The sequence below is a fragment of the Roseibacillus ishigakijimensis genome (assembly GCF_016595415.1).
Taxonomy (GTDB): Bacteria; Verrucomicrobiota; Verrucomicrobiia; order Verrucomicrobiales; family Akkermansiaceae; genus Roseibacillus; species Roseibacillus ishigakijimensis.
In genome coordinates, this window is sequence record NZ_JAENIO010000002.1 from 16,641 (window position 1) to 38,686 (window position 22,046).

General features: G+C 60.3%; 18 protein-coding genes. 5 read left to right on the forward strand and 13 right to left on the reverse strand.

Annotated features, from left to right (window positions below; all coding sequences use genetic code 11):
* Window positions 1-4: 4 nt before the first annotated feature.
* Window positions 5-3,022: a DUF6797 domain-containing protein gene (locus tag JIN78_RS00860; RefSeq protein ID WP_200390030.1), complete on the reverse strand. Its 3,018-nt coding sequence runs from the start codon at window positions 3,020-3,022 to the stop codon at window positions 5-7.
* Between the two features lie 120 nt (window positions 3,023-3,142).
* On the opposite strand from JIN78_RS00860, the gene JIN78_RS00865 reads away from it, so the two are divergent.
* Window positions 3,143-3,886 carry an AraC family transcriptional regulator gene (locus JIN78_RS00865; protein WP_200390031.1) on the forward strand — a complete coding sequence of 248 codons (744 nt, stop codon included), beginning with the start codon at window positions 3,143-3,145 and terminating at the stop codon, window positions 3,884-3,886.
* 17 nt (window positions 3,887-3,903) lie between these two features.
* On the opposite strand, the gene JIN78_RS00870 is transcribed toward JIN78_RS00865, so the two are convergent.
* Window positions 3,904-5,037: a Gfo/Idh/MocA family protein gene (locus JIN78_RS00870; RefSeq protein ID WP_200390032.1), complete on the reverse strand. Its 1,134-nt coding sequence runs from the start codon at window positions 5,035-5,037 to the stop codon at window positions 3,904-3,906.
* 97 nt (window positions 5,038-5,134) lie between these two features.
* Between JIN78_RS00870 and JIN78_RS00875 the strand changes: the two genes are divergently transcribed.
* Window positions 5,135-5,755: a Uma2 family endonuclease gene (locus JIN78_RS00875; protein ID WP_200390033.1), complete on the forward strand. Its 621-nt coding sequence runs from the start codon at window positions 5,135-5,137 to the stop codon at window positions 5,753-5,755.
* Between the two features lie 10 nt (window positions 5,756-5,765).
* Here JIN78_RS00875 and JIN78_RS00880 read toward each other — a convergent pair whose 3' ends face one another.
* The 10 genes from JIN78_RS00880 to JIN78_RS00925 all read right to left on the reverse strand — a co-directional run bounded on the left by JIN78_RS00880 (window position 5,766) and on the right by JIN78_RS00925 (window position 18,472).
* On the reverse strand, window positions 5,766-6,593 hold the full coding sequence (locus JIN78_RS00880) for a sugar phosphate isomerase/epimerase family protein (protein ID WP_200390034.1): 828 nt from the start codon (window positions 6,591-6,593) through the stop codon (window positions 5,766-5,768).
* 24 nt (window positions 6,594-6,617) lie between these two features.
* Complete coding sequence (locus tag JIN78_RS00885) at window positions 6,618-7,553, reverse strand: dihydrodipicolinate synthase family protein (protein WP_200390035.1); 936 nt, start codon at window positions 7,551-7,553, stop codon at window positions 6,618-6,620.
* A gap of 94 nt (window positions 7,554-7,647) precedes the next feature.
* Window positions 7,648-11,142, reverse strand: coding sequence for an ATP-binding protein (locus JIN78_RS00890; RefSeq protein ID WP_200390036.1), 3,495 nt, complete (start codon window positions 11,140-11,142; stop codon window positions 7,648-7,650).
* A gap of 25 nt (window positions 11,143-11,167) precedes the next feature.
* The gene (locus JIN78_RS00895) at window positions 11,168-12,418 is read right to left on the reverse strand and encodes a metallophosphoesterase family protein (protein ID WP_200390037.1); all 1,251 of its coding nucleotides are present in this window, start codon (window positions 12,416-12,418) and stop codon (window positions 11,168-11,170) included.
* A gap of 19 nt (window positions 12,419-12,437) precedes the next feature.
* Complete coding sequence (locus tag JIN78_RS00900; protein ID WP_200390038.1) at window positions 12,438-12,908, reverse strand: RES family NAD+ phosphorylase; 471 nt, start codon at window positions 12,906-12,908, stop codon at window positions 12,438-12,440.
* Window positions 12,895-13,347 (reverse strand): type II RES/Xre toxin-antitoxin system antitoxin, encoded by a 453-nt coding sequence (gene parS, locus JIN78_RS00905; RefSeq protein ID WP_200390039.1) that lies wholly within the window; start codon window positions 13,345-13,347, stop codon window positions 12,895-12,897. The genes JIN78_RS00900 and parS overlap by 14 nt, the downstream gene beginning before the upstream one ends.
* A 102-nt stretch (window positions 13,348-13,449) precedes the next feature.
* Window positions 13,450-14,232 carry an SDR family oxidoreductase gene (locus tag JIN78_RS00910; RefSeq protein WP_200390040.1) on the reverse strand — a complete coding sequence of 261 codons (783 nt, stop codon included), beginning with the start codon at window positions 14,230-14,232 and terminating at the stop codon, window positions 13,450-13,452.
* A 54-nt stretch (window positions 14,233-14,286) separates the two neighbouring features.
* The gene (locus tag JIN78_RS00915) at window positions 14,287-14,955 is read right to left on the reverse strand and encodes a hypothetical protein (RefSeq protein WP_200390041.1); all 669 of its coding nucleotides are present in this window, start codon (window positions 14,953-14,955) and stop codon (window positions 14,287-14,289) included.
* A 40-nt stretch (window positions 14,956-14,995) separates the two neighbouring features.
* Complete coding sequence (locus tag JIN78_RS00920; protein WP_200390042.1) at window positions 14,996-17,908, reverse strand: Calx-beta domain-containing protein; 2,913 nt, start codon at window positions 17,906-17,908, stop codon at window positions 14,996-14,998.
* 15 nt (window positions 17,909-17,923) lie between these two features.
* Window positions 17,924-18,472: a phage tail protein gene (locus JIN78_RS00925; protein ID WP_200390043.1), complete on the reverse strand. Its 549-nt coding sequence runs from the start codon at window positions 18,470-18,472 to the stop codon at window positions 17,924-17,926.
* A gap of 515 nt (window positions 18,473-18,987) precedes the next feature.
* On the opposite strand from JIN78_RS00925, the gene JIN78_RS00930 reads away from it, so the two are divergent.
* From JIN78_RS00930 to JIN78_RS00940, 3 genes are read left to right on the forward strand one after another with little or no spacing between them, the layout of a single operon-like run.
* Window positions 18,988-20,028, forward strand: a complete 1,041-nt coding sequence (locus JIN78_RS00930) for a DUF368 domain-containing protein (RefSeq protein ID WP_200390044.1) — start codon at window positions 18,988-18,990, stop codon at window positions 20,026-20,028.
* 49 nt (window positions 20,029-20,077) lie between these two features.
* On the forward strand, window positions 20,078-20,836 hold the full coding sequence (locus JIN78_RS00935) for a DUF502 domain-containing protein (protein WP_200390045.1): 759 nt from the start codon (window positions 20,078-20,080) through the stop codon (window positions 20,834-20,836).
* 40 nt (window positions 20,837-20,876) lie between these two features.
* The gene (locus tag JIN78_RS00940; RefSeq protein WP_200390046.1) at window positions 20,877-21,398 is read left to right on the forward strand and encodes a GbsR/MarR family transcriptional regulator; all 522 of its coding nucleotides are present in this window, start codon (window positions 20,877-20,879) and stop codon (window positions 21,396-21,398) included.
* Window positions 21,399-21,467: 69 nt separating this feature from the next.
* On the opposite strand, the gene sufT is transcribed toward JIN78_RS00940, so the two are convergent.
* On the reverse strand, window positions 21,468-22,016 hold the full coding sequence (gene sufT / locus JIN78_RS00945) for a putative Fe-S cluster assembly protein SufT (protein WP_200390047.1): 549 nt from the start codon (window positions 22,014-22,016) through the stop codon (window positions 21,468-21,470).
* Between the last annotated feature and the right edge of the window lie 30 nt (window positions 22,017-22,046).

Below are 22,046 nucleotides of genomic sequence, written 5' to 3' on the forward strand. Positions count from 1 at the left end.
CTCCCTAGCGCAAGGTTCGCAGATAGGCGAGGAGATGCTCCAAATCTTGCGGCGGGATGACGCCCTCAAAGGACGGCATGCTGGGCTCGTAACCGGCGGCTATCTCGGCCGTGGGGTCGAGAATCGCTTGTCGCAACTGGTCTCCCCCAAGCCGTTGGGCTACGCCATTGAGCGGGGGTCCGGTGAGCTTCTGGCCTTCCAAGGAATGACAGCCAATACAGGCATACTGCGTGAAGAGGGTTTCTCCGGTCTTCGCGTCACCGGGGTCGAGTTTTTCGTCCTTATCGGCCTCGGCAAGGCTGCGCAGGTCGCGGCTGGTGGCCTCCGGCAACTCGCTGGGGCGGGTGTAGAGGTGGAGGGGAAAGGTGCGATCACCAGCCGTTACGGCGAGCTGGAGGTCGAAGAGATCGGAGCGGCGCAGCAGCGGGAAGGTGAGCTGGAACCGGTTCTCCTGCTGAGCGAAGCTTGTCGCCGCGAGGACATGTTCGCCCGGTTGGTCGTCCCAGCGGTAGTGACCGGACCCGTATTTCGCGGTGCGGTGGATATTGAAGAGACGCAGCGCGGGATTGCCTGGAATGAGGGTTTCCTCCCCGTTGAAAGGGCGGTTGAAAGTCACTTGCACCGCTTCGTCACGAAGAGCCAGGCCGGTGGGGGCTGGGAAGCGGCGGCTTTGCTCAACGGAGGCTAGCCCAACCAGGCGGGGGGTGGTGGGCTGGTAACCGGAAATGCCCAAACCCGCCACGTAGAGTCGACCCGATTGGGGATGGGTGGCACCATGCAGCACGGGAAAGTCGAATTGCAGAGGAAGTTTCCAAGAAAAGGGCGAACCTTGTTGCGGCGTGGCGATAGCGAAAAGGCGACCGTTCCACGAAAGATGAAGAAAGGCGTGGGGGAGGTCGGGGAACGCTTTTTCCGAGGTTTCGCAAAAACCGGCTCCCGAGCGATTGATTTGATAGGGATACCAGAGGAGGGGTTCGGTGACTTCTTTGCGGTTGCGGAAATTTGTTGGCTCGAATCCGTAGTATGGTTTTCCTCCATCAATGAGATAGAGCGGAGTGCTTGGGACATGGTGGCCCTGTTGGTCGGAGGCAAAGACGGAGCCGTCGGAACGGACTCCCACGTAGGGCAGGCGAAGGCCGTCGGCCAACACTTGAGAGCGTTTGCCGTCGGGAGAAATCTTCAAAATCACGCCCCGGTGAGCGGACATCTCCGCCGTTTGGCCTTTGCCCATGCTGATGATTCCGCCTTTGCCCAAGTAGAAATTGCCCTCCTGGTCGATAGCCAGCGAGGTGGCGTAGTCCCGGGTATGGAGGGTCTGTTGAAAGAGGTCGGAGGCATTGCGGAAGATGTCGATATGACCATCGCCATTGGTATCGATGAGCTCCGTGATCTGGTCGCGACCGAGGACGAAGACTTTCCCTTCTTTGCTGGTCTCAATGGACATGGGCTCGAAAATTCCGGTGGCGACGCGCAACCAGGTGGGAGCTTCGCTTTCGATGTCGGTTATTTGCCAGACATCGCCATCCAGGGTGAGGAGCAGGCCGGTGCCATCGGGGCGGAAGGCGATGTCCACCGCGCGCACGGCCCGGTCGCTTTCGGGGAAGGCCTGGTTGCGGATGGTGAAGGGGCCGTCTTCTTTGGGAGCGGGATTGCTAGTTTGGAAGGCCTTGGGGAAAGCGGGCGAGGCCGGCTTGGGGTGGCTGATGCGGGGCCAGTTGGCCGGCTCTGATCCACGGGGAAAAATGACGAAGGTGCGGGTCTCGTTGGCTGGGGCCAGGGAGAGGACTCCTCCTTGCAGACGGGCGCCCACTCCGCGCACCTCTTCATTCTGGTCCCAGTGAAGGAGATTGAGGGTGCGGCGCGGGTGGGCCGCCACTTCCAGCACGCGCTGGAGCTTGCCCTGGTCATCGACGAGCAATCGTTCGGCAATGTCTGTTGCGGCAGCTTGATAATGAATCACGACCTCGTCCCCACGCAGGGAAATGCCTTGAAAGTGCCCCTTGTCTGCCGGAAGTGGGCCGACGGGACCCTGGGGGGAGATGAGCCGGGCCTCCCGGGGATCGTCCCGGGGAGGGCCGGCTGCGGAAACGCCTGCAAGGCCAGGATTCCAAGCCAGCACTTCTCCCCGCAACTGGGGGGCTCGGTGGGCTTTGGCCTTGGCTGCCGGGTAGGAGATGGCGGCCATGGAATCGTAGGTCAAGGGGGCTTGGCCCTGGGGAGCCCGCCACAAGACGGCCCAGCGCAAGAGGTCGGGATCGAAGCAGGCCCAGAGACCGGCACCAGCCGGCACGAGGATTCCCCGGCGCACGCTCGCCTGCTGGTCTCCCTGGCGGTATTCCAAGGCCGATCTCAGAAAGGGAGTCTCGTTCTCAAGGAATTCACCCCGGGGGAGAGGGGTGGGCAAGCGGGCCGAGGGGCTATCCTTGACCACTTCGAACCAGTTGAGCCGAATGCAGTCCTTGCTCCGGTTGGGCTTGCGGGGAGCGGCAAAGCCGATGGCCTCGATGGCATCAAGCTGCGGGCGCGCCCGCTTAGCGGAGAGAGTAACCCTCTTCTCGTCGAGCTCCACCCAATCGGAGCGGTGGAAGGAGAGAACCTGCTCATTCCAGTTCTCAGCCGGGGCCACGGAGTGCCGTTGGGCGAACCAGCGGCCTTGGCTGCGAACGGCCAGGTGTAGGGTCGAAGAACCGAAGTTCTTGGTATTGAGGCGGCATTGCCAGTCCGGATCACTGAGGTCGGTGGTTTGGCGTAGCGGGAAGGCGATGAGAACGGGACCGTTGCATTCTCCATTCCACAAATAATGCGGATCATTGGGAATGGGCGGATGATGGGAGAGCTTCAGCCGATCGGCCCCGGGGCCCAGTCGCTCCAGGGTCAGGTAGTCCGAAGTGAGGTCGGCGGAGCTGGCGGGAATGTGGGCTTCGACCTCGCGAAAATCTTCCCGGAACAAGCGAACGGCTTCCTCCCCGGAAACCAGGGCGGCGAGGGCAAACAAGGAGAGGATAAAGAGGCGGAGAATCATGAAGGGGCTTCCGGGGTGGAGGATTGCGGGATAGTAAACAGCAGAAACTGGTCTTGGGATTGTAAAATTACGACTTTAATCGCTTTCCTTGTCAAATAGATGGTAGAATCGCGCCGAGCGATGAGTGGGATTGAAAACGAATTGGGACCCTTGGGCGCGGTTCTGCATCAGGCGGAGGGCCTTCGGCTGGTGATTAAGGATCGGGAACACCGCTACCTGCATGTCAATGAGGGATGGATGGAATCGGTGGGGCGGAGCGAGCCAGCGGAGGTCCTTGGCAAGACGGTCTTCGATCTGTTCCCCCTCTGGCGGGCCCGTCGTTATTATGAGGAGGAAGTCACTGTCATGGAAGAAGAAAGAACCATTGATACCTTCGAGGAGCTCAATCTGGTGGAAGGGGGGCGCAAACAGATGTGGCGGAGCCTGAAAGCGCCTCGTCGCGACTCCTCTGGTCAGGTCACCGGTATGATCATTGTGGGGATGCTCATCGACCCCGATTTGCTGCGGCAGCGCTTGACGGATCGGCGCCCGAGTCTCGTCGAGTGGATGGAGCGCCATGCCTGTGATACTCTGACGATGGAGGAGATGGCCGCAGAGCTGAAAATGTCGCGGCGAAAATTGGAACGGTATTTTCGCGACAATACTGGGATGTCCCCGGGGCAATACCGCTTGCGTTGCCGTCTCATGCGGGCCAAAGAGCTGCTTCGTCATTCGGAGAAATCGCTCATCACCATCGCCAACGACTGTGGTTTTCACGACCAGAGCCATTTTACGAAAGTCTTCAAGGAGCAGGTTGGCGAACCTCCCGGGCAGTGGCGGGGCGCAAAAAAAAGCGGTCCGGAGACCGCTTTCGGGAAAAGCTGATGGTGATGGGGTAGGGCTCAGCCCACTTTCACCCAGCGTTCTTCGGCGTGACTCTGCAGGGAGAGCTCGGCCAGTTGCACGCCCTTGGCTCCCTCGCGCAGAGTCCAGCGGAAGGGCTCGTCGCAGACCACGTGCTTGAGGAAGAGCTCCCACTGGGCCTTGAAGGCATTGTCGCATTCGCCGGGCGAGATTTCCTCCCAGTTTTCGTAGAAATTGATGGGATTATCGATGTCGGGATTCCAAACCGGCACCGGGGTGTCGGCCATGGACTGGGCCCAGCACTTGCGCAAGCCCACGATGGCGGAGCCTTTGGTGCCGTCCACTTGCATTACGAGGAGATCGTCGCGGCGGACGCGCACATTCCAAGAGCTGTTGAACTGGCAGAAGACGCCGGTGTCGGTCTTGAACATCGCGTAGGCGCTGTCATCTGCGGTGCAGGGGTAGGGCTGGCCTTCCTCGTTGACCCGTTCGGGGATGTGGGTCGCGGCGTGGGTCATCACGCTGGTGATTTCGCCAAAGAGGTTGGCAATGACGTATTGCCAGTGGCAGTGCATGTCGATGATCATGCCGCCGCCGTCTTCCTTGCGGTAGTTCCAGGAAGGACGCTGGGGCGGGCGGTTGTCGTCGTGACCAGTGAAGACCCAGTAGCCGAATTCACCCCGCACACTCAGGATCTCGCCGAAGAAGCCTTCCTCTTTGAGCTTCTGGAATGCCACCAATCCGGGGAGCCAGAGCTTGTCCTGCACGGTGCCGTTCTTGACGCCCGCAGCCTCGGCGACCTCGGCGATGCGAAGGGCTTCCGCATATTCGGTGGCGGTGGGCTTTTCGCAATAGACATGCTTTCCGGCGGCAATGGCTTTTTCCAGAAAGGCCACCCGGTAGGGCGTGCCCGAGGCGTCGAAGAAGATCTCGTTGTAGTCGTCCGCCAGCGCGGCATCGAGGTCGTCGGTGTAGCGTTCGACTCCGTATTTTTCGGCAAGGGCTTTGACCTTGGCCAAATTGCGACCCGTCAGGATGGGGTCGGGCATGATGGTTTCTTCACCACACCGCACCCCGCCCTGCTCGCGAATAGCGAGGATGGAGCGCACGAGGTGCTGATTGGTGCCCATGCGTCCGGTGACGCCGTTCATGATGATTCCGATGGTTTTCATAAAGAGTTTCTTAGGGGTTCTTTCTTTCGAGTCTGCAAAGAAGGGAGAGGGAGGGATTGGCTTGGAAAATTTTCCTGCCGTGGTAGTTTTTACGCAAATGAAGTCGGCTCTTGAGGAAATCCGCCAGTCGCCCCGCTTGCCTGAAATCGTGCGCACTCTGACGGCGGAGTTGCGCGAGGAGGAGGAGCGGCGCCGTCGCTTTTTGCAGGAATTGACTCCGGAGATGAAGGCCGAGTTCATTAATGGGGAAGTGATTATGCATTCTCCGGCTCGAGAAAAACACTTGCGGGTGACGGGCAACTTGTTCTACGAACTGATGACCTATTGCAAGCAGGCTGGGCGAGGTCGGGTTTTCGTTGAGAAATGCCTGATTTCCCTGTCCCGGAACGACTTTGAGCCCGATGTGGTTTGGTTTTCGGAGGAAAAGGCGCGGGAGTTTACCGGAGAGCAGATGCGCTTTCCCGCCCCCGATCTGGTGGTGGAAGTCCTGAGCCCGTCGACCGAGGAACGTGACCGGGGGGTGAAGTTTGTCGACTACGCGGAACATGGGGTGGGCGAGTATTGGCTCATCGATGCCGAGGCCGGGGTGGTGGAGCAATATCTTCTCAATCCGGCGCAGGGAGAGTTCACCCTCCACGAGAAACTGACCCATGGGACGGTTTGCTCGCGGATGGCGGCCGGGCTGGAAGTGAGCTTGCAGGAACTCTTTGCAGAATAAGGAAGGTTCGTCAGGCTGGATTGGAGTAAATCGCGTCGTAGGCTTTGAGAATCTCATCGAGAAACTCGTTCTGGTCGCGTTGCCACCACTTGGAGGAAAAAATCTCGATTTCGCGGAGGCCGGAGAAGCCGTTGTCTTGGGTCACCCAGCGGTCGATCTCGGCCAGATTGCAGGCTCCTTCTCCCATGATGCCGCGGTCGAGCAGCATGTCCGCGGGCTCCGATTTGTAGTCGCAGATGTGGTAGCTGCCCAGCCAGCCGTGGTCCGCGCAACGCTTCAGCTCGGGCTCCAGCTCGTGGTCCCACCAGACGTGGTAGACATCGACCGCGACCTTGAGGTGGGGGAGAGCGAGCTCGGCGCAGAGGTCGTTGGCGGCCTTCAGGGTGGGGATGGCGCTACGGTTTCCACAGTAGACGGGATGGAGAGGCTCGATGAGGAGCTCGAGTCCCAGCTGGGCTGCTTCCTCCGCGAGGGCCGCGATGCCATCCCGGATTTGCGCACGGTTGGTGAGAGGCGATTGGCCCTCGGCCGCACCACAGACCAGCACCACACTGGGCATCCCCAGTTCGGCCGCATCGCGCAGCCATTGGCGATTGGTGGCAATCTGAGCCTCCCGTTCCGCCTGGTCGAGGGCGGGAAAAAAACCGCCGCGCACGTAGGAGACCGGGGTCAAGCCAGCGTCCTCGTATTGCTGGCGCACTTGTTTGAGATTGGCGTTTTCCACCGTCTCGCGCCAGATGGAGATGCCGCCAATGCCCCGCCGGGCATAGTTCTCGATACACTCGGAGATGCTCCAAGGCTTGGTGGTGAAGGTGTGCAGGGCAACGTTGGGATACACGGTGTGCTCAAATTTACGGTTTTTTTAGTAGCCCAGGCGCTGGGCGCAATCCGCGATGATGCCGGCCTCCCACTCGGGGCGGGGAGGGCACTGCGGGTGGGCGTTGGGAGTGGGGATGCGACCGAGGTGGTGTTGGAAAACCGCGCAGGAGTGCTTGTAAGCGGGCACGGGAGCCCGGAAGCCCACGTTGCCGAGGTATTGCAAGGCGTCGGCCAATTCGTAGTAGGCGGGGTCGTTGTTTTCCCAATAGCGGTCGCGCTCGGCGAATTTCTCGGGGCAAAAGGCGGCGAGACCGAGGAGGTAGTCACTGCCGTATTCGATCATGTCGATGCCGAGATCGTTGCCGGTGTAGATTTTGAAGTCGGGGCGCACTTCGTCGCGAATGCGAAGGCGTTCGATTTCTTCCAGACGGGAGAGGGAGGAGTGCTTGATGCCTTTCAAGGCGGGAATGGTCATCAGGCCGCGGATGGTTTCCTCGTTGTAAATCATTCCATTGGGAGCGAACATCTTGCCCAGCTCGAAGCCCACCACGGCCTCAAAGGGCTCGCAGATGGTGGCGTAGAGGTCAACGATTTGCTGGGGGCTCCAGTCGTGGAAGCGGGTGGTCTGGAAGAGAATGGGGGTGCCGCCATGTTCAGCAATCTGGTGCATCTGCTCGAGGTAGAGGTCGCTCAGTTCGCCCTCCAATCCTTCCACAAAGACCCCTGCGATGAAGCCATTGGGCAAGGTCTCCTGCGCCCAGCCCAGCATGGTGGCACGCTCTTCGGCGGTCAGGTAATTGGCATAGCCGGTATCCATATTGACCGCGCAACCGAGACCGGCTTCGTCCGTGCGGAGGAGGGCTTCCTTGTAAGCTTTTTCAGCGATGGAGCCATCGGCCTCGAAGGGAAGGAGAATGGCGGCGTGGCCTTCGATCTTGCGGCCGGGTTTGCGGAGGGATTGCAGTTCTTGAATGGTCATCTTTCACCACAAGACTAAGTTGTTACCGGTTCTCAGGATTGTTCTTATGCGTCAAAATTCGCAAAAATGCGTCCTTTTTTGGTAGATTTGCGAATTAGGCGCTAGTGTTGGCCTCTGGCAGAGAGGCCAAGGAGGGAAGGTCATGACAATGGACCCCGGGCAGCGCCTGAGTAGCGACCGAGTGCAAATGGCGGTGGTGGGTGAAGATGAGCACCTGCGTCTTGCGGGCAAGGGGGGCCAGGGCCCGCAAAAGGGCCGCCGTGCGGGAGTCGTCAAAGGTCATTAGGACGTCATCGAGGATGAGCGGCATGGCAGGATGATGTTCGAGGTGATGCTCGATGGCTGCGAGACGGAGGGCCAAAAACAGCTGATCGCGAGTGCCCTCGGAAAGTGCGCGGGTGGCCACTTCCTCCGGGGGGTGCTCTTCATTTCCATCAGTGCGGAGAGCGACCAGATGCAGGGTGCCATCTTCTTGCGGGCGGGCAGCCACTCCTTGGAAAGAGTGATTGGTCAGGGTGGCGAAATAGCGGGAAGTCAATGCGACCAGCGGTCCCTGTGACTGCTCCCGAAAGGCTTCAATCTGGGCCCGGAGGAAATCAATGGCATGATGAAGGCGCAGGAAGCGTTCACTATGGGTGATGATTTCTGCCAAGGCATTCTGAGCGTCCTGGCGGGCCTCGGCAGCCGCACTACTGGCAATTTCCAGCCCCGCCTTGCGTCGTTGCAAGTCTTGCAAGGCCGCCAGACTTTGGTCCCGGAGGTCTTGCCGCTCTTGCAAGCTCTGCTCAATGGCCGCCCGCTCCTGCTCCAATTGGGCGGGATTCTCCTCTACGCAGCGGGCGAGAAAATCCTCCAAACCGGCTCCTTGGGCCAGGCGAAGAAGCTGCTCTTCCAGGGCTTCCTTTTTCTCTCGCTGGCGTTCCCTTTCCTGATGTTGCTGCAGACAATCGTCCAGCTGGTCGGGATGCTCTACGGCAGCGCGCCGCGCGAGGTTGTGCTGTTCCTCCTCTGCTTGGGACAGGTGGGCCTCCAGCTCATGGAGCTTTCGCCGGGTGGTGGAGAGGGATTTTTCCAAGGAGGCGCGCTGGGTCTGGCGCTCGCGGGCCTCTTTGAGTCCTGTCCAGAGCAGACTCATCTGTCGGCTCGCGGGCAGGTCGCTCTCGCTGGCAAAGTGGCGGGCAAAGCAACTCGCGAGTTCGTTGCTAAACGCTTGTTCCTGCTCGCGGAGTGATTGTAGGCGAGCTTCCCGAGTGGTGAGTTCTTCCACTTGGCGACGCAATTGGGAAAGGCTGCGCAAGCGGGTGAGGGTTTCCCGTGGATTCCCCTCCGCGGGCAGTTGCTGGTCCGCGAGCAAGCTTGCCCAATGTTCCTGGCAGTGGCTCAACCTTTCGCTAAGCTGCTCTTTTTGTTGCCAGAGGCTTTCCTTGAGCTGGGCAAGCTTTTCCAATTCTTTGGTTAGGGCCCGCAGGGCTCCCTCGCTGCGCTCGGCTCGACTTTTCCGTTCTTCCAGCAAGATGAGAAGGGTGTCCAGATCGCCTTCGAGGTGGGTGAGACTGGTGATCTTTTGTGTGAGCGCTTGTTCACTTTCGTCTCGCCGGGCCAGCTCCTCCCCGAGTTGCCTGAGGGTGAGCTCGTTTTCTTGCCAAGCCTGCAGGCGATCCAACCAAGTGAGAATGTCTTCGGGCTGGAAGGTATGGCTGCGCTGGAAGGAGAGGAGTGCCGACCACTTACGCTGCCAGGACGCCCGTTTTTCCTCCCATTCCTGCCTATTGTCGCTCAATTGTTTGCGCTGCATGAGCTTGCGTTCGCGATCCCGTTCCTTCTGCGCGGCGAGGGCCATTTCTTCCGCATTTTCGATGAGCCGATCCGCGATGCGATCCGCCTTGGTGACCAGATTTTGATAGCGCTCCTGTTGCATTGGGTCGCTTGCTTCCCTGGCAGATAGAGACCGGAGAGCTTGCCAGAACTCGTCCCTCTCGCTCCGGGCCTGGGCCAAGTTTTCCGCCGTTGCCAGTTCCCGCTCCTCGCCCAGCAAGTGGCTCAATTCCAGCTCCAGCAAGGCCAGCTCCTCGCGGGTTTCCCGCTCGGCCGTGGTCAGGCTCTCGTCCTCCCGCCGCCAATCGCGATGATCTTCGAGCAGTGCTGTGACCGCTTCCCGAGCAGGTGGAACCAGGTCGGCTGGGTTTTCCCCGGCTGTGAGGCCGAGCTGGTGATGCAGAGTCTCGCCCTTGAGGGTGAGGACGCGCCGTTGATTTTCCTTCTCTTCCCAGTCATGGCGGCGCGCGAGATGGCGCTGGCCCTCACTGAGCAAGGCCGCCCACGAGGCGGGAAAATCACTTCGGGAGAGATTGTCCAGTTCGCGCTGCCGCTGCTCCTCTTCCCGCTCGATCTCGCCCACTCGCTCGGCTGTTTTCTCCCACTGAGTTCTCGCCGTTTCCAAATGCTCGCGAGCTTCTTCAAGTAAAATCAGCTGGGCTTCGGTGGGGTCGGGTAGATCGGCGGGTTCTCCGGTGGGGTCCACCCCATGGCGGCGGGCTTCACTATGCAAAAGAGCCTGATCGTGTTGCCGGGCTTGCTCCAATTGGAGAATCTCCTGTTGCTGCTTCTGGTAGATGGTGAACTCCCGGTTGAGAGACTCGATGGTGGCCTGATCGGCGAGAATCTCCTGGTTCGCTGGCAGGGAGGCGAGTTCGTCCTCCTCGCTCTGCAAGCGCTGCCGGAGGGCCTGCAGGCTGGCGGAGGCATCGGAAGCCTGGTTCTGCCAGTGGCGAACCTGTTGGGGAAAATCGGCCGGGAGCGGAGGCAGAGTGATCCCGGTGAGGATGGCTTGCACCTCTTGCCGCTGTTGCATCAGCGGAAGAGCATTGAGCACCGCATCGAGAAAGCGGGCCCGGAGCCGGGTTGCGTGCAGGTCGCTGTCCTGCCGGGCAAATTCTTCTTGCGCCCCGCTGAGTTCTTTGGCCAGCGAACGCCATTCGCGAGCGGTGATGGTCTGTTCCTTCTCCGCTTTGAGTGCCTCCTTATAGCGCTTCACCGCCTCGGGAATCCGCACGTTTTTGAAAGCCCGGCCCTTGGCGAGTCCGTCTGCCTCCTGCTGCAACTTTTCGATGGCCAGATCGATGCGGTTTCCCCCGAGACTCGCGGAAAAGAGGAGAGTGCCCAGGTCCCCCTCGCCAGCGAGCAATTGCGCGGCTCCGGAGCGGAGCTGGGCGGTGTCGAGGCCGAACATGTGCTGGAAAAACGACTCACTGACCTGACCAATCAATTGGGAAAGTCGACGGTCGGGAATGACTTGGGCCTGCTCGTCGACCAGGGTATTCTTGTTTCCTTTCCGGCGATAGATGCTGAGGGTTTCGCCACCTTGCCGGAGGACGCCGCCAATTTGCAGCTGCTTGTTGGGGTGGAGGAAATTGTCTTCGGTGCGGGCCGGGATGCCGTAGAGGAGATGATGGAGCGCGCGCAGGAGGCTGCTTTTTCCGGCTTCATTCGGACCATGGATAAGGTGAATGTCGGGAGAACCGGCAGGGAGAGGCAGACGGAGATCGGTGAAGGGGCCAAAGGCGGGGATGTGGAGGGAGTCGAAGCGCATGAAAGCAAGGGGTGGCGGGAAAGGGCTAGTTGGAATCGGCGGTGGCCAGGGCCTGAAGGACCAGCGCGGCCACTTCGGAGCGAATTTCTTCCGCTTCCGATTGCTCCGCCTGCCATTGCGGGGCGAGGGCTTCCCGGGCCGCTGGGGGGAGTTTCTCTTTGAGTTCGAGCACTGCCGCCGGGAGCTCCCCGGGCTGGAAATCTTCCAGGGCCGCGAGGACCATGGCGGTGAGGTCATCTTGCTGCGCCAATTGGGCGGGGTCGAGGAGGGACTGGGTGCGCAGTTTGACCTGTTCCAGCCAAAGGGATTCCCCGCTGATATCCTCGGCCAGAGAGAGGCATTCCGCTTGCAGACGGCCCGGGTCGGCGTGCCATTTTTCCTGCAGGGCACATGGTCCGGTCAGAGTCACGCGCACGCACAGCAAGCGGTCCTCATGAAGAGTGAGACTATCCTGGAACTCCTCGCGCAAGGCAGCCAGAAAGTCGCCCTCGTTGTGAAAGGGGCTGCAATCGATAGTCAGCTCCGCCCAACGCACGCGGTCCAAGGGCTCGAATTGACAAGATTCCACGGTGAGATGGTCGGAGACCGTGACCCGGTAGCAACCTTTGGCCCCAGTTTCGCGAATGTGGCGGCCCTGGGTGTTGCCGGGATAGACCACGTGGGGATGCTCGTGGTGGATCTGCCGTTGGTGGATGTGGCCCAAAGCCCAATAGTCATACCCATGGGAGACCAGCTGGCCCAAGGTGCTGGGAGCATAGTTGCCGTGGCCCTCGGCATCGCCCAAATTGGTGTGCAAGAGGCCGATATTGAAGTGCCCGTCCACTGGGGGGGGATAGGCAGCGGCCAGGTTCTCGCGCACCGAGGGCGTGGCAAAGCTCTGCCCATGAATGGAAACGGGGAGAGCCGGATGCGGGCGGGAGGTAGCTTTGCGGCTGCCAAAGTGATGGACATTTTCCGGCAAAGTGAGGTTGCTGGTCAGCTGGGATTCGGCATCATGGTTGCCTGAGATGAGGTAGACGGGAATGTCCGCCTCGCGAAGCCGGCGCATTTCCTTGATGAAAAAAAGTCCCGTGCTGAAGTCCCGCCAAGAGCCGTCATAGAGGTCGCCGGCCAAGAGTAAAAAAGCGACCTGCTGTTCAAGAGCGAGATCCACCAGATTCTTGAGAGCGTCGCGAGTGGCTTGTTTGAGAGCGTCCACCGGAGCCTCCGCGTGTTTGGACAGTCCGACCAAAGGGCTGTCGAGATGCAAGTCAGCAGCGTGCAGAAAGGTGAACATCACCACGAGCTAAGCTCCCTTAGAGGCGTTCGTCGAAACGAAAATCCCGGAATGGGGCAATCTCGAGCTTCGCAAAATCGGGGTGCTGGGGATTGAGCAAGTAATTGCTTTCCTCGGGCACGATTGCGGAAGGCACTTCCAAGGCGAGAGAGGAGGCCGCGTCAAACCACTGGTCACCCATGCGCATGGTGCTGGCAACGGGCGGTTCCTGTTGCCAGTCAGCGGGCAGGGAGTCGGGGAGCGGGGCAATGGCTTCTTCCGGAAGGTCAATTGCGAACGAGGCGTATTGCTTGCGTCGACTGCCGGGAGTAGTCAGGTGGACGAGCATCTCGAGCGCGCAGAGAGAGCGCGCCGAGCTGAGATAGACCAGGGGACGGCCCGGAGAATTCCAGCGTCCGCCATAGAGCCGGGCCCCTTCGCCGGAAAAGGCGCTGCTCGCCCATCGCCGAGCGACCAAGCGGTAGGCGGGACGCTCTTTAGTAGATGCCATGGTCGAGCCGGCCGAGGAGGGTTTCCACTTCGCGAGCCCCAAACTCGGTATCCGCATAGGCGAGGGGGCGCTCTCCGGCTGTGCCGGGATTCTCCGTCTTCAGCCAGTCCCGGGCGGTCTCTTCCTCATTGTCGAAGACTTCCATGGCCAAGCCGAAGAGCCGTGCAAAGCGCACCACCCGCTCGCTTTCCGCCATCGTCAGGCGAGGGGCCTTCTTGCGACGGCCCAGGGTGGCGGCAGACATTCCCAGCAGTCGCCCCAGTTCTTCTTCGGGAATGGCGAGGAGCGCTTGCAGGGCCCGGAACTCTTGGAAAGGAAGCCCCTCCCGCAGGAGCTCCACCAAGGGGAGCGTGTGCCCCAGTGGCTGTTCGGCCACTATCCCACTGGGCTGGATTTCGGGCAGAAATCCTTTAACGACGTTTGTTTCAAAGTAGTTCATACTCTCACTCTAAGAATTTTTCCTTATCTGTCAATCATTTGGTTGATTTTATTCTTTCAAGTGAGAGGTGGTGGGAGGCGGTTTCCGGTCTGTTCAGAGGAATCAGATGGTCATCGCCTGGAAGCCGCCGTCCACGATGATCTCGGTGCCGGTGAGGAAGCTGGCCGCGTTGTTGGAGGCCAGCAGCAGGGTGGCTCCGATGAGCTCCTGGGGATTGCCGAAGCGCGAGGCGGGGGTGTGACGCAGGATCTCCGCCACCCGCGACTCATCGAGAACCGCCTTGTTTTGCTCGGCAGGGAAGAAGCCGGGGACGAGGGTATTGACGCGGATGTCGCGGTCGGCCCACTCGCGGGCCAGATTGCGGGTCAGGTTGTGCACCGCCGCCTTGGAGGCCGAGTAGGTGAAGACGCGGGAGAGGGGATTGAGGCCGGAGATAGAGCCCATGTTGATGATGGAGCCCGGCACGTCGCGGGAAAGGAAGTAGTTGCCGAAGACCTGGCAAGCGCGCATCACCCCGACCAGGTTGATGTCGAGGATGCGCATGAATTCCTCGTCGGTGATTTCGATGAAGGGAGTGGGGGAATTGACACCCGCTCCGTTGATGAGAATGTCGGCACGGCCCGACTGGGCAATCACGGAGTCCAGCAGGTCGTTGAGTGATTCCCGTTTGCCCACTTCGGCTTGGGCAAAATAGCCTTTGCCGCCCTTGGTACGGATGTCCTTCAGCCGGGCCTCGGCCTTGGCTTCATCGCGGCCCACGAGGACCACTTCCGCTCCGGCTTCCGCCAGACCCGAGGCCATCGTTCCGCAAAGTTCGCCCGTGCCGCCAATGACCACGGCCACCTTGCCCTCCAAACCAAACAGATTGTTCACAAAATCACTCATATCGCGGCGGAAGTGTGGATCACTTTTCCCCTCCGGGCGAAGCAAAATCCCTCCTTAGCGGCGCCGCCGTGTCAGCAAAATCACGGGAGCAAGGCTTGCGAGAAGAGTGCTGGAAGGCTCCGGAACCGTGGTCAAGGTGAGGGACCAGGAGTCAATGGTGTGCAGCCCGCCGGTGGAGAAGTCCGCCGCATACAGGCTGAAGGTGCGGTCGGCGGAGAAGCCCACAAAATCACTGAGAGTGCTCTCCCGCGGGTCGCTGGTGAGCACGCTGCCGGGATCGCTCAGGCGCCCGTCGGGGGTGAAAGTGCCCGTCAGGGTTCCCGGCAAAGGGGTGGCCGCGTCTCCGGTGACCGTTTCCCGATAGGTGTGGATATCACTTCCCAGCCCCACTTGGAAGGTGACGTCCAGCCCTTGCTCGTCGCCATAGCCGAAGGGACGGCTGCCATCCCGCCCCGGGCGATTGAGCAAGGTGACGAGGTGGGTGCCATCGGTGAGGTAGACATAAAGATCGCCAAGAAAGGTGCTTTCTCCATCCGGGGCCGAGAGAGCGAGGTCGACGGAAATTCCGGTGATAATTTGCTCCGGAGCCGTGAAAGTCAGGCTGCGCAAAACCCCGGTGGGAGTGCCATCGGGGATGCTGACCCCCGCTGGATCGCTCAATACCAGGGTGCTGGCGGCAGGGAGACTGACGGTGGAGAGGAGAAGAAGAGCGTGGATTCTCATAGTGGTGAAAATGGGGCGAAAAGGCCAGCTAGCCGGTGGCTTAAGGAGCCTCCGGGGCCTCGATCAGGCGGTAAAAAACGAAGTCCTCCTGCGGGGGAGGGTCGGTAAAGGTCATGATCCCTCCTACGGGACAGGTCACGACTTCGCCGATATTTTCCCAGAATTGCAGGCTACTGCTTGCCTGCAAGCGATAGCGGCGACCCGGGATACCCGCTCCGCGCACAACGGTACCCGCCTCCGTCACCTCGGGCGGAAAGAGGTTGGAGGTCCGTCCCAACTCCAGATTGCCGGGGAAGAAGGAGACCGTGTTCGAGAATTCCTGATAACCGTCACTCACGGTGTAAGTGAAGGAATTGCCGTTATGTGGATTCCCGGGGGTGAAGATGAGCCAGCCCTCACTTTCTATCAGGCTGCTCCCGTCGTCGCTCGTGGCCAGTTCGCTGTATCCCACTAGCGAAAATTCACGTCCTTCCTCGCCACCGCTGACACCGGCCAGCAAGTCGGCCAGGCGAATTTTGGCGCTGAGTCCATCCACGAAACCCAGGGAGCGGGGCGGCACGTTGAAGGCCGGGTCGTCGTCCAAGATGAGCAAAGTCCGCGCCAGGGTGCCGGCCAGCAGGGCTCTTTCCTTTGTATCAACAGCGGCGATGGTGAGGGGGATGCTTTCATTGCCTTCAGTGAGATGATCGCTGTAGATCGTCACCTGGAAGCTCGTGCTGGTGGTCCCGGCTGCCAAGAACAGGTTGCTTGCAGGCCAGGCGGCGTAATCTTCCCCGGCAGTGGCCGTTGCCCCGTCACCCAAGGAGCGCGAAATCTCCAAATCAACATCGAGGGGAGCGGTCACCGAGACCGTGAAGGTTGCCGTGGACGTGCCCGTGTCGCGCTCGATGACGGAGGAAGGAGCGACCGTCAGTTCGAGGCTGGCACTGTCGTCATTGCGAATGGTGCCCGTGGCCTGGACATCGGTCAGCGTGCCCGCACTGGCATTGGCCAGGGTCAGGGTGAAGGTTTCATCCCGCTCAACCATAGAATCATCGAGAAGGGGAATGGCAACCGTAGTGGTCAGCTCGCCAGCCGCGAAAGTGGCTTCTCCCTCCGTCACTGCCGTGAAGTCATCACCCGCCAAGGCCGTCCCTGCCGCTGTGGAGTAGTCGACCGTGATTTCGCCTCCCGGCCCACTGCGGGTCAGGGTGAAAATCAGGGAGTCCTCATTCTCGTCCGCGCTCGCATCGGCAATGGAAATCTCCACCGGTTCCGCAGTCACCCGCAGGTGATCCACGAGGAGGCGCTCGTGGTTGGCGTTGCTCTGCAGGACGAGACGGAGGTGAAAGACTCCCGCCTCGGGCAGGGCGAACTGGAAGTTCTGAAAACTCGCGCCGAGCACGGTTCCATCCACATCGCCCGAGCCGTTCAGATCGAGATCCTCGGCCAGCACGGTCCCGCCGACCGGGTTCCCCTTCGCGGACCGGGCATGAAAGGCCCCCACCGTGGTCCAGTTCTCGCCATCTTCGCTCACCCGGGCTTCGATGAAATCACCGCTGTCGTAGTTTGTGCCATCGGGGGCGGCGACCAGCAGATCGAGGGTCAGGTTGCTCTGTCCGCTGCCATCAAGAAGAAAGTCGATATGCTCCAGGGGTTCGGCCAGGCTGATATCTTCTCCCGCGAAAGCAAAGGAGCCATCAAGGCCGGGCAAATTGGGCTCGACGCGTCCGAAAATGTCGTCGTCAGTGGGATCGCCTAGCAATCCCGCGGCCAAATAGCGCACGCCTTGCCCCTCGCTCTCGAAGCTTTCCTCAAAGGGCAGGGAATGGATTTGGTAGGGATTGACCAAGGTGAGAGGGCGGAACCGGGTCAGGGAGCGATTGCCCTGGTCATCGGTCACCTCCAGGGCCAGGCGCCGGTGAGGCAGGGCGGGATTGGTGCTCTCGCTGTTTTCGTAAGTGAGAGTGCGAAGAAGTGCCTGAAAGTCGGCCAAAGGAGCGGGGCCGGCGATGGTCAGCTCGCCGCTGTCGACGGAGAAAACGATGTCCTCTTCGCCCAGTGCTCCGGTGGAGGTGGCTGCCAGAATGTCTTCCGTCTCTTGGAATCCTGTCTCGAACCAGATGCGGGCCTGCTGCAAAGTGGGAGAGTCCGCATCGCTCAGACTCACCGCCGGGGCCAGCAGGACGGGACCGTCACCCTCGGTGTAAACGAGTTCGCTGTCATCGAAACCGGCAATCCCGGGCCGGGCCATGACGGCGGGATCCCCTTGCACAGCGATGCTGTCGAGAGCGAAGAATTCGCCCGAACTATTGGAAAAAAAGGAGACCCGCACGGTGGCCGCCGGGCCTGGCGTTACCGGGAAGGAAAGGAGGGAAAAGTCGCTCCCTCCCAGGTCGGCGGAGAGTTGCACTCCGGGGAAGGTGTCGCTGCGGGTGAGCAACCCATTGTGAGACTCGCCGTGGAAGCGGACCACCTCGCTGAAGGTGACCCCGTCGGCGGAGTATTCCACGATCAGCCGGTCGGTAAACTGTTCGTTTCCGGCACCGCCAAAATCATATTCCGTGGGGTTATCAAAGGCGGTGAACGCTCCCGCCACGCCCGCCGAGTCCCCGGGAGCGGCCAAGCGAATCTCGACCCAGGTGTTGGTTGACGAGTTGAGGTCGAATCCACTGGTCTGCACCCAAGCCAGCGTTCCGGCCGGGGTCACGGTGGCGTCGAGGTCTTCGACTGCGAAAACGAAGTTGTCCTCGCTCTCTCCCAGCACGGCAAAGCGCGAGCCGTCATTGGGCAGGACGGTGAAAAAGTCGTAGAGCCCGTCGTCGAACTCGGGCTCCGGGCCCACCGTGTAGCCCCAGTTGTCCCCCGGGGTGTCGTCGAAGGATTCGCGGGCGAGCTCGGCTCCGCGCGAAGGGGAGACCCCGAAAGCGAGAACGAGAAGGCCGAGGCCGAAAGAGAGAGAGTGCGGAATCATGAGCCTGGAATTGCTTCAGCTGGGGCTTGGAAAGATGCCTTGCAAAGCAATGATATAGTTCATGGCGAGGAAAGGTTGCATGTTGTCGACTGCTTGTCCGCCGCCCGTCACGCCGATGGTGCCGGAAACGGGCGCCGCATCGGCGGCCATGGTGCTGTCTGCCGCGGCCGCGAAATCTTCGTCCGTGCTATTGGCGGCAGGGTAGTTCCCCGTGGGGGTGTCCTCATCACCCAGGGTCGAGGACGCTTTCAAGGAGGCCGAGCCGGAGAAGGAATGGGAATGAGGGGGCAGATTGTTGGCGGTGAGAATGGTTGTTTCGCTTCCTCCTTTTTGCCCGATTCGCCGGGGAGTGAGACCCGGTCCCGAACCGACATGGATGGGGGCGCGACCCCGCAGATCGGGAAGACCGAAAGTGGTTTCGCCATCGCCTCCATAAGTGGTGCCCAGCAAGGAGAAGAGAGCTTGATGTTGTGAGATGAGAAGGAGTTGTCCGTCGCAAAGGGCCCAGCCGCGAGGGGGGAAATTGAAGCCGATCAACATGATTTGTCCGATAAATGGTTCCATAGCAGTGTTGTTAAAATTCAGATAGTGAGAGAAGGAAGCCCTCTGGAAAGGGGGGCTGGGGTGTCAGACGAGATGGAGCTCAATGTCGTGTCCGGAGTTTCTGAACCGGAGGACGCAGCCCTGTGCCTGGATGGCGCCCTCGGCGGTGATTTGTCCTCCGCTTTGGATAAATTGCCCAAATTCCCGGGTGTCTACGCGGGCGCTGAGTGACGACCCATCTTTTCCGGTGATGCGGAAGCTTGCCAGATGCTGGAGCCCGCATGAAACGGCTGGGAGAGGGCCCTTCGCGAGAAGAGGAAGAGGGGCAAAGAGCGCAGTCGTAGCTGTCGCTCCCAGGCTCATGGTGAGAAAAGCGCGCCGGGAATTCATGAGGATGTGTGTAGTTGAGAAACGACTAGCTGAGTGGCTAGATATCAATCCTGAGTAAATGGTTGGTTACAGTCAATCAAATCATTTTTCCGAAGGGTAAAGCCTGCGGGATTGCATTTCGCCTCGTTCCCGTCTTGTTTGGCCGCGTGCGCGAATTTGTCATGACCGCCCTGAAGGGCTTTGCGATGGGAGCAGCGAATGTCATTCCCGGTGTCTCGGGAGGAACGATTGCTTTCATCACCGGGATTTACGAGCGGCTCATTTCGGCCCTCAAGAACTTCGACGTCGCGACCGTGCGGCTGCTGTTGCAAGGAAAGCTGGCGGAGGCCGCGGCGAAAGTGGACCTGCTTTTTCTCCTCGCTCTGGGAGTGGGGGCGGTGGTGAGCATCGTGACCTTGGCCAAGGTGCTGGGTTGGGGCTTTGCCAATCATCCCGTCTTGGTCTGGGCCTTTTTCTTCGGTCTTATCGCGGCCTCCATTCCCCTGGTGGGCAAGATGGTGACGCGCTGGAGCCCGCTGGTGATCGTGCTCGGGGTGGTGGGCTGCGCGCTCGCGGTTTCCCTTGTTTTTTTAACTCCCGCGCAAGAGAGCACTCATCCCGTTTACCTCGGGCTCTGCGGAGTGGTAGCCATGTGCAGCATGATTATCCCCGGTCTCAGTGGCTCCTTTGTGCTCGTGCTGATGGGCAATTACAAACTCATCATGCTCGATTCGGTGAGCGCGCTTTCCGGTCTGCAACTGGGGGAAGCCTTGCCCATTCTCATCCCCGTGGGTATCGGGGCGGTGGTAGGGCTCATCGTCCTCTCGCGGGTGCTCAACTGGTTGTTTAAGAATTATCACAATGAAGCAGTGGGCTTGATCACGGGCTTCGTGCTGGGTTCGCTGGCCGTTATCTGGCCGTGGAAGGAGGAACTGCCCAAGCGTGACCTGGAGGGTTTGGTGGTGGTCAAAACCGCAGAGCGGACCTTGGAGAGTCGCCCCGGCACGCTTGCGCAGGTGAAGGAGAATCTCTCTGAAGACGAGGAGATTATCGTGGCTGGTTATGGCAATTGGTCTCTTCCCCAGCTCGATCGGGCGGCGGATTGGGCTGCCTTTGCGGCCATGGTGGCCGGGGCTCTGCTTATCGTGGGGGTGGAATGGTCCGCGCGCCGGGGAGGACAATTGCCGCTGCCCGATCCTCCACAATGATTGCCTTGCATAAAGGGGCGCGGCAGTGTCCCTTTCCCCACCGAAACGAATGTCAGCCGAACACGACGACCATCCCAAGACCAGTTTTGCCAAACGAGTTTTCAGCCTATTGCTAGCCGGGCTTGCTACCGTGATTCCTATTGTGGGCACGGTGTTTCTTCTCTCTTGGATCTATCAGGCCCTGCTAGCGGTCGGCCGCACTCTCATTCTGGGCATTGCCCGGGCCCTCGACTGGTTCCGGGGCATCGAGTATGAAGGAGATTCACTCGGGAGTCTTGAGCAAATCAGTGGCTTGGCAGATGATGGCTGGCTCTCCAGCCTTCAGGAATTGCCCCAGTTCATCTGGTTTTTTGTGCCCTTGATTCTTCTGGGTGCCGTCGGATTGGCGGTGACCAATCGCCCGGGACAGGCCGTCGTCAATTGGATGGATGGTGCCCTCACCCGCGTTCCCTTCATGGGCTTTTTCTACTCCACCATCAAACAGGGGGTCGATGCCTTCCGCGACATGGGGGGAGCCCGCAAGTTCAAGGGGGTGGCTTGGGTGGAGTATCCCAGTCCGGGCTGCCGCCTGCTGGGCTTTGTCACCGGCACCTTCCAAAATGCCAAAACCGGCCGCGAGGTGACCTCCATCTTCATTCCCACCAGCCCGAACCCTCTAACTGGATTCGTCATCGTGGTGGAAGAAGACAAATTGGAAGAGAGTGAACTGACCGTGGAGGAAGCCACCAAGCTCCTTCTCTCCGCAGGATTGGTCGCCCCCGACCGCTTGGCCAAGGATATGCCGGTCAGCGAGCCGAATAACCAATAGGGGTTGACTTTCTCCCTTTTTTCAGGAAATTCTGAAAAAGATGAGTGGCAGCGCGGAGAAGTTCAAGCAAACGAGGGAAAATTTCGTTTCTCAGTGGGGGGTGATGGGCTCGCAGTGGGGAATCAACCGCACCATGGCTCAGATTCATGCCCTGCTGATGACGGCGGTGGAGCCCCTGAGCACCGACGAAGTCATGGCTGAGCTCGACATCAGCCGGGGCAATGCCCACACCAATCTCAAGGAACTGGTTAATTGGGGTCTACTTCGTATCGTGACGAAAAAAGGCGAGCGGCGGGAGTTTTTCGAAGCGGAAAAGGACGTCTGGGAGATGTTTCGTCTTATTCTCCGCGAGCGCAAACGGCGGGAACTCGATCCCGCGCTCGCGGTGCTCACCCGTTGCAAGGAAGAGAGCGAAGGCCTCGAGTGCGAGGAAGCGAAGGCCTTTCACCAGCAGATGGCGGACTTGGAAGAGTTTCTCTCCTTTGCCTCCAAGATGAGCGATCGGGCTTCTAGTTTGCCCCAAAACAAGGCGATGCAAACCGCGTTGAAAATTCTGGGGTGAGGATGCGGGCCGGCACCGGGGAAGAGCACGGAGCCAGCGTTTTTCCGCACCCGCAGGGCTGGGGTCGGGTTAGATCATGCCCAGCTTCATTTTGCCTTCCTCGGAGATCATGTCTTGGTTCCAGGCGGGCTCCCAGACCACTTCCACTTCGGCATTTTCCACTTCTTCGAGGGTCATGATGCGGGCCTGGGCGTCGGCGGCAATGACGGGGCCCATGCCACAACCGGGGGCGGTGAGGGTCATTTTGACGTGCACCTTGACCGCAGTGGGATCGCTGTCATCGATGGCGCAATCGTAGACAAGGCCGAGGTTGACAATGTCGACGGGGATCTCGGGGTCGTAGACTTGTTTCATCTGGTGCCAGATGCGGTCTTCCAAGGGGGCATCGGCCAGGGCGGCGTCTTCTTCCGCCTTTTTTTCCTTATCGGCGAGGTCGATTCCGAGAGCATCGGTGTCATCGGAGGAGATGCGGGCGAGCCCGGCGGAAGTCGCGACAGTGTAAGTTCCGCCCAGGGTCTGGGTGATCACCACCGGGGTGCCGGCGGGCAGGGTGATGGTGTCGCCAGAAGGGATTTGGATGGCGTTGACTTCGCGAGTGAGGGCGATTTCTTCGTTCATGGCGATTAGCGTGGAGCGGCTCGGGCCGAA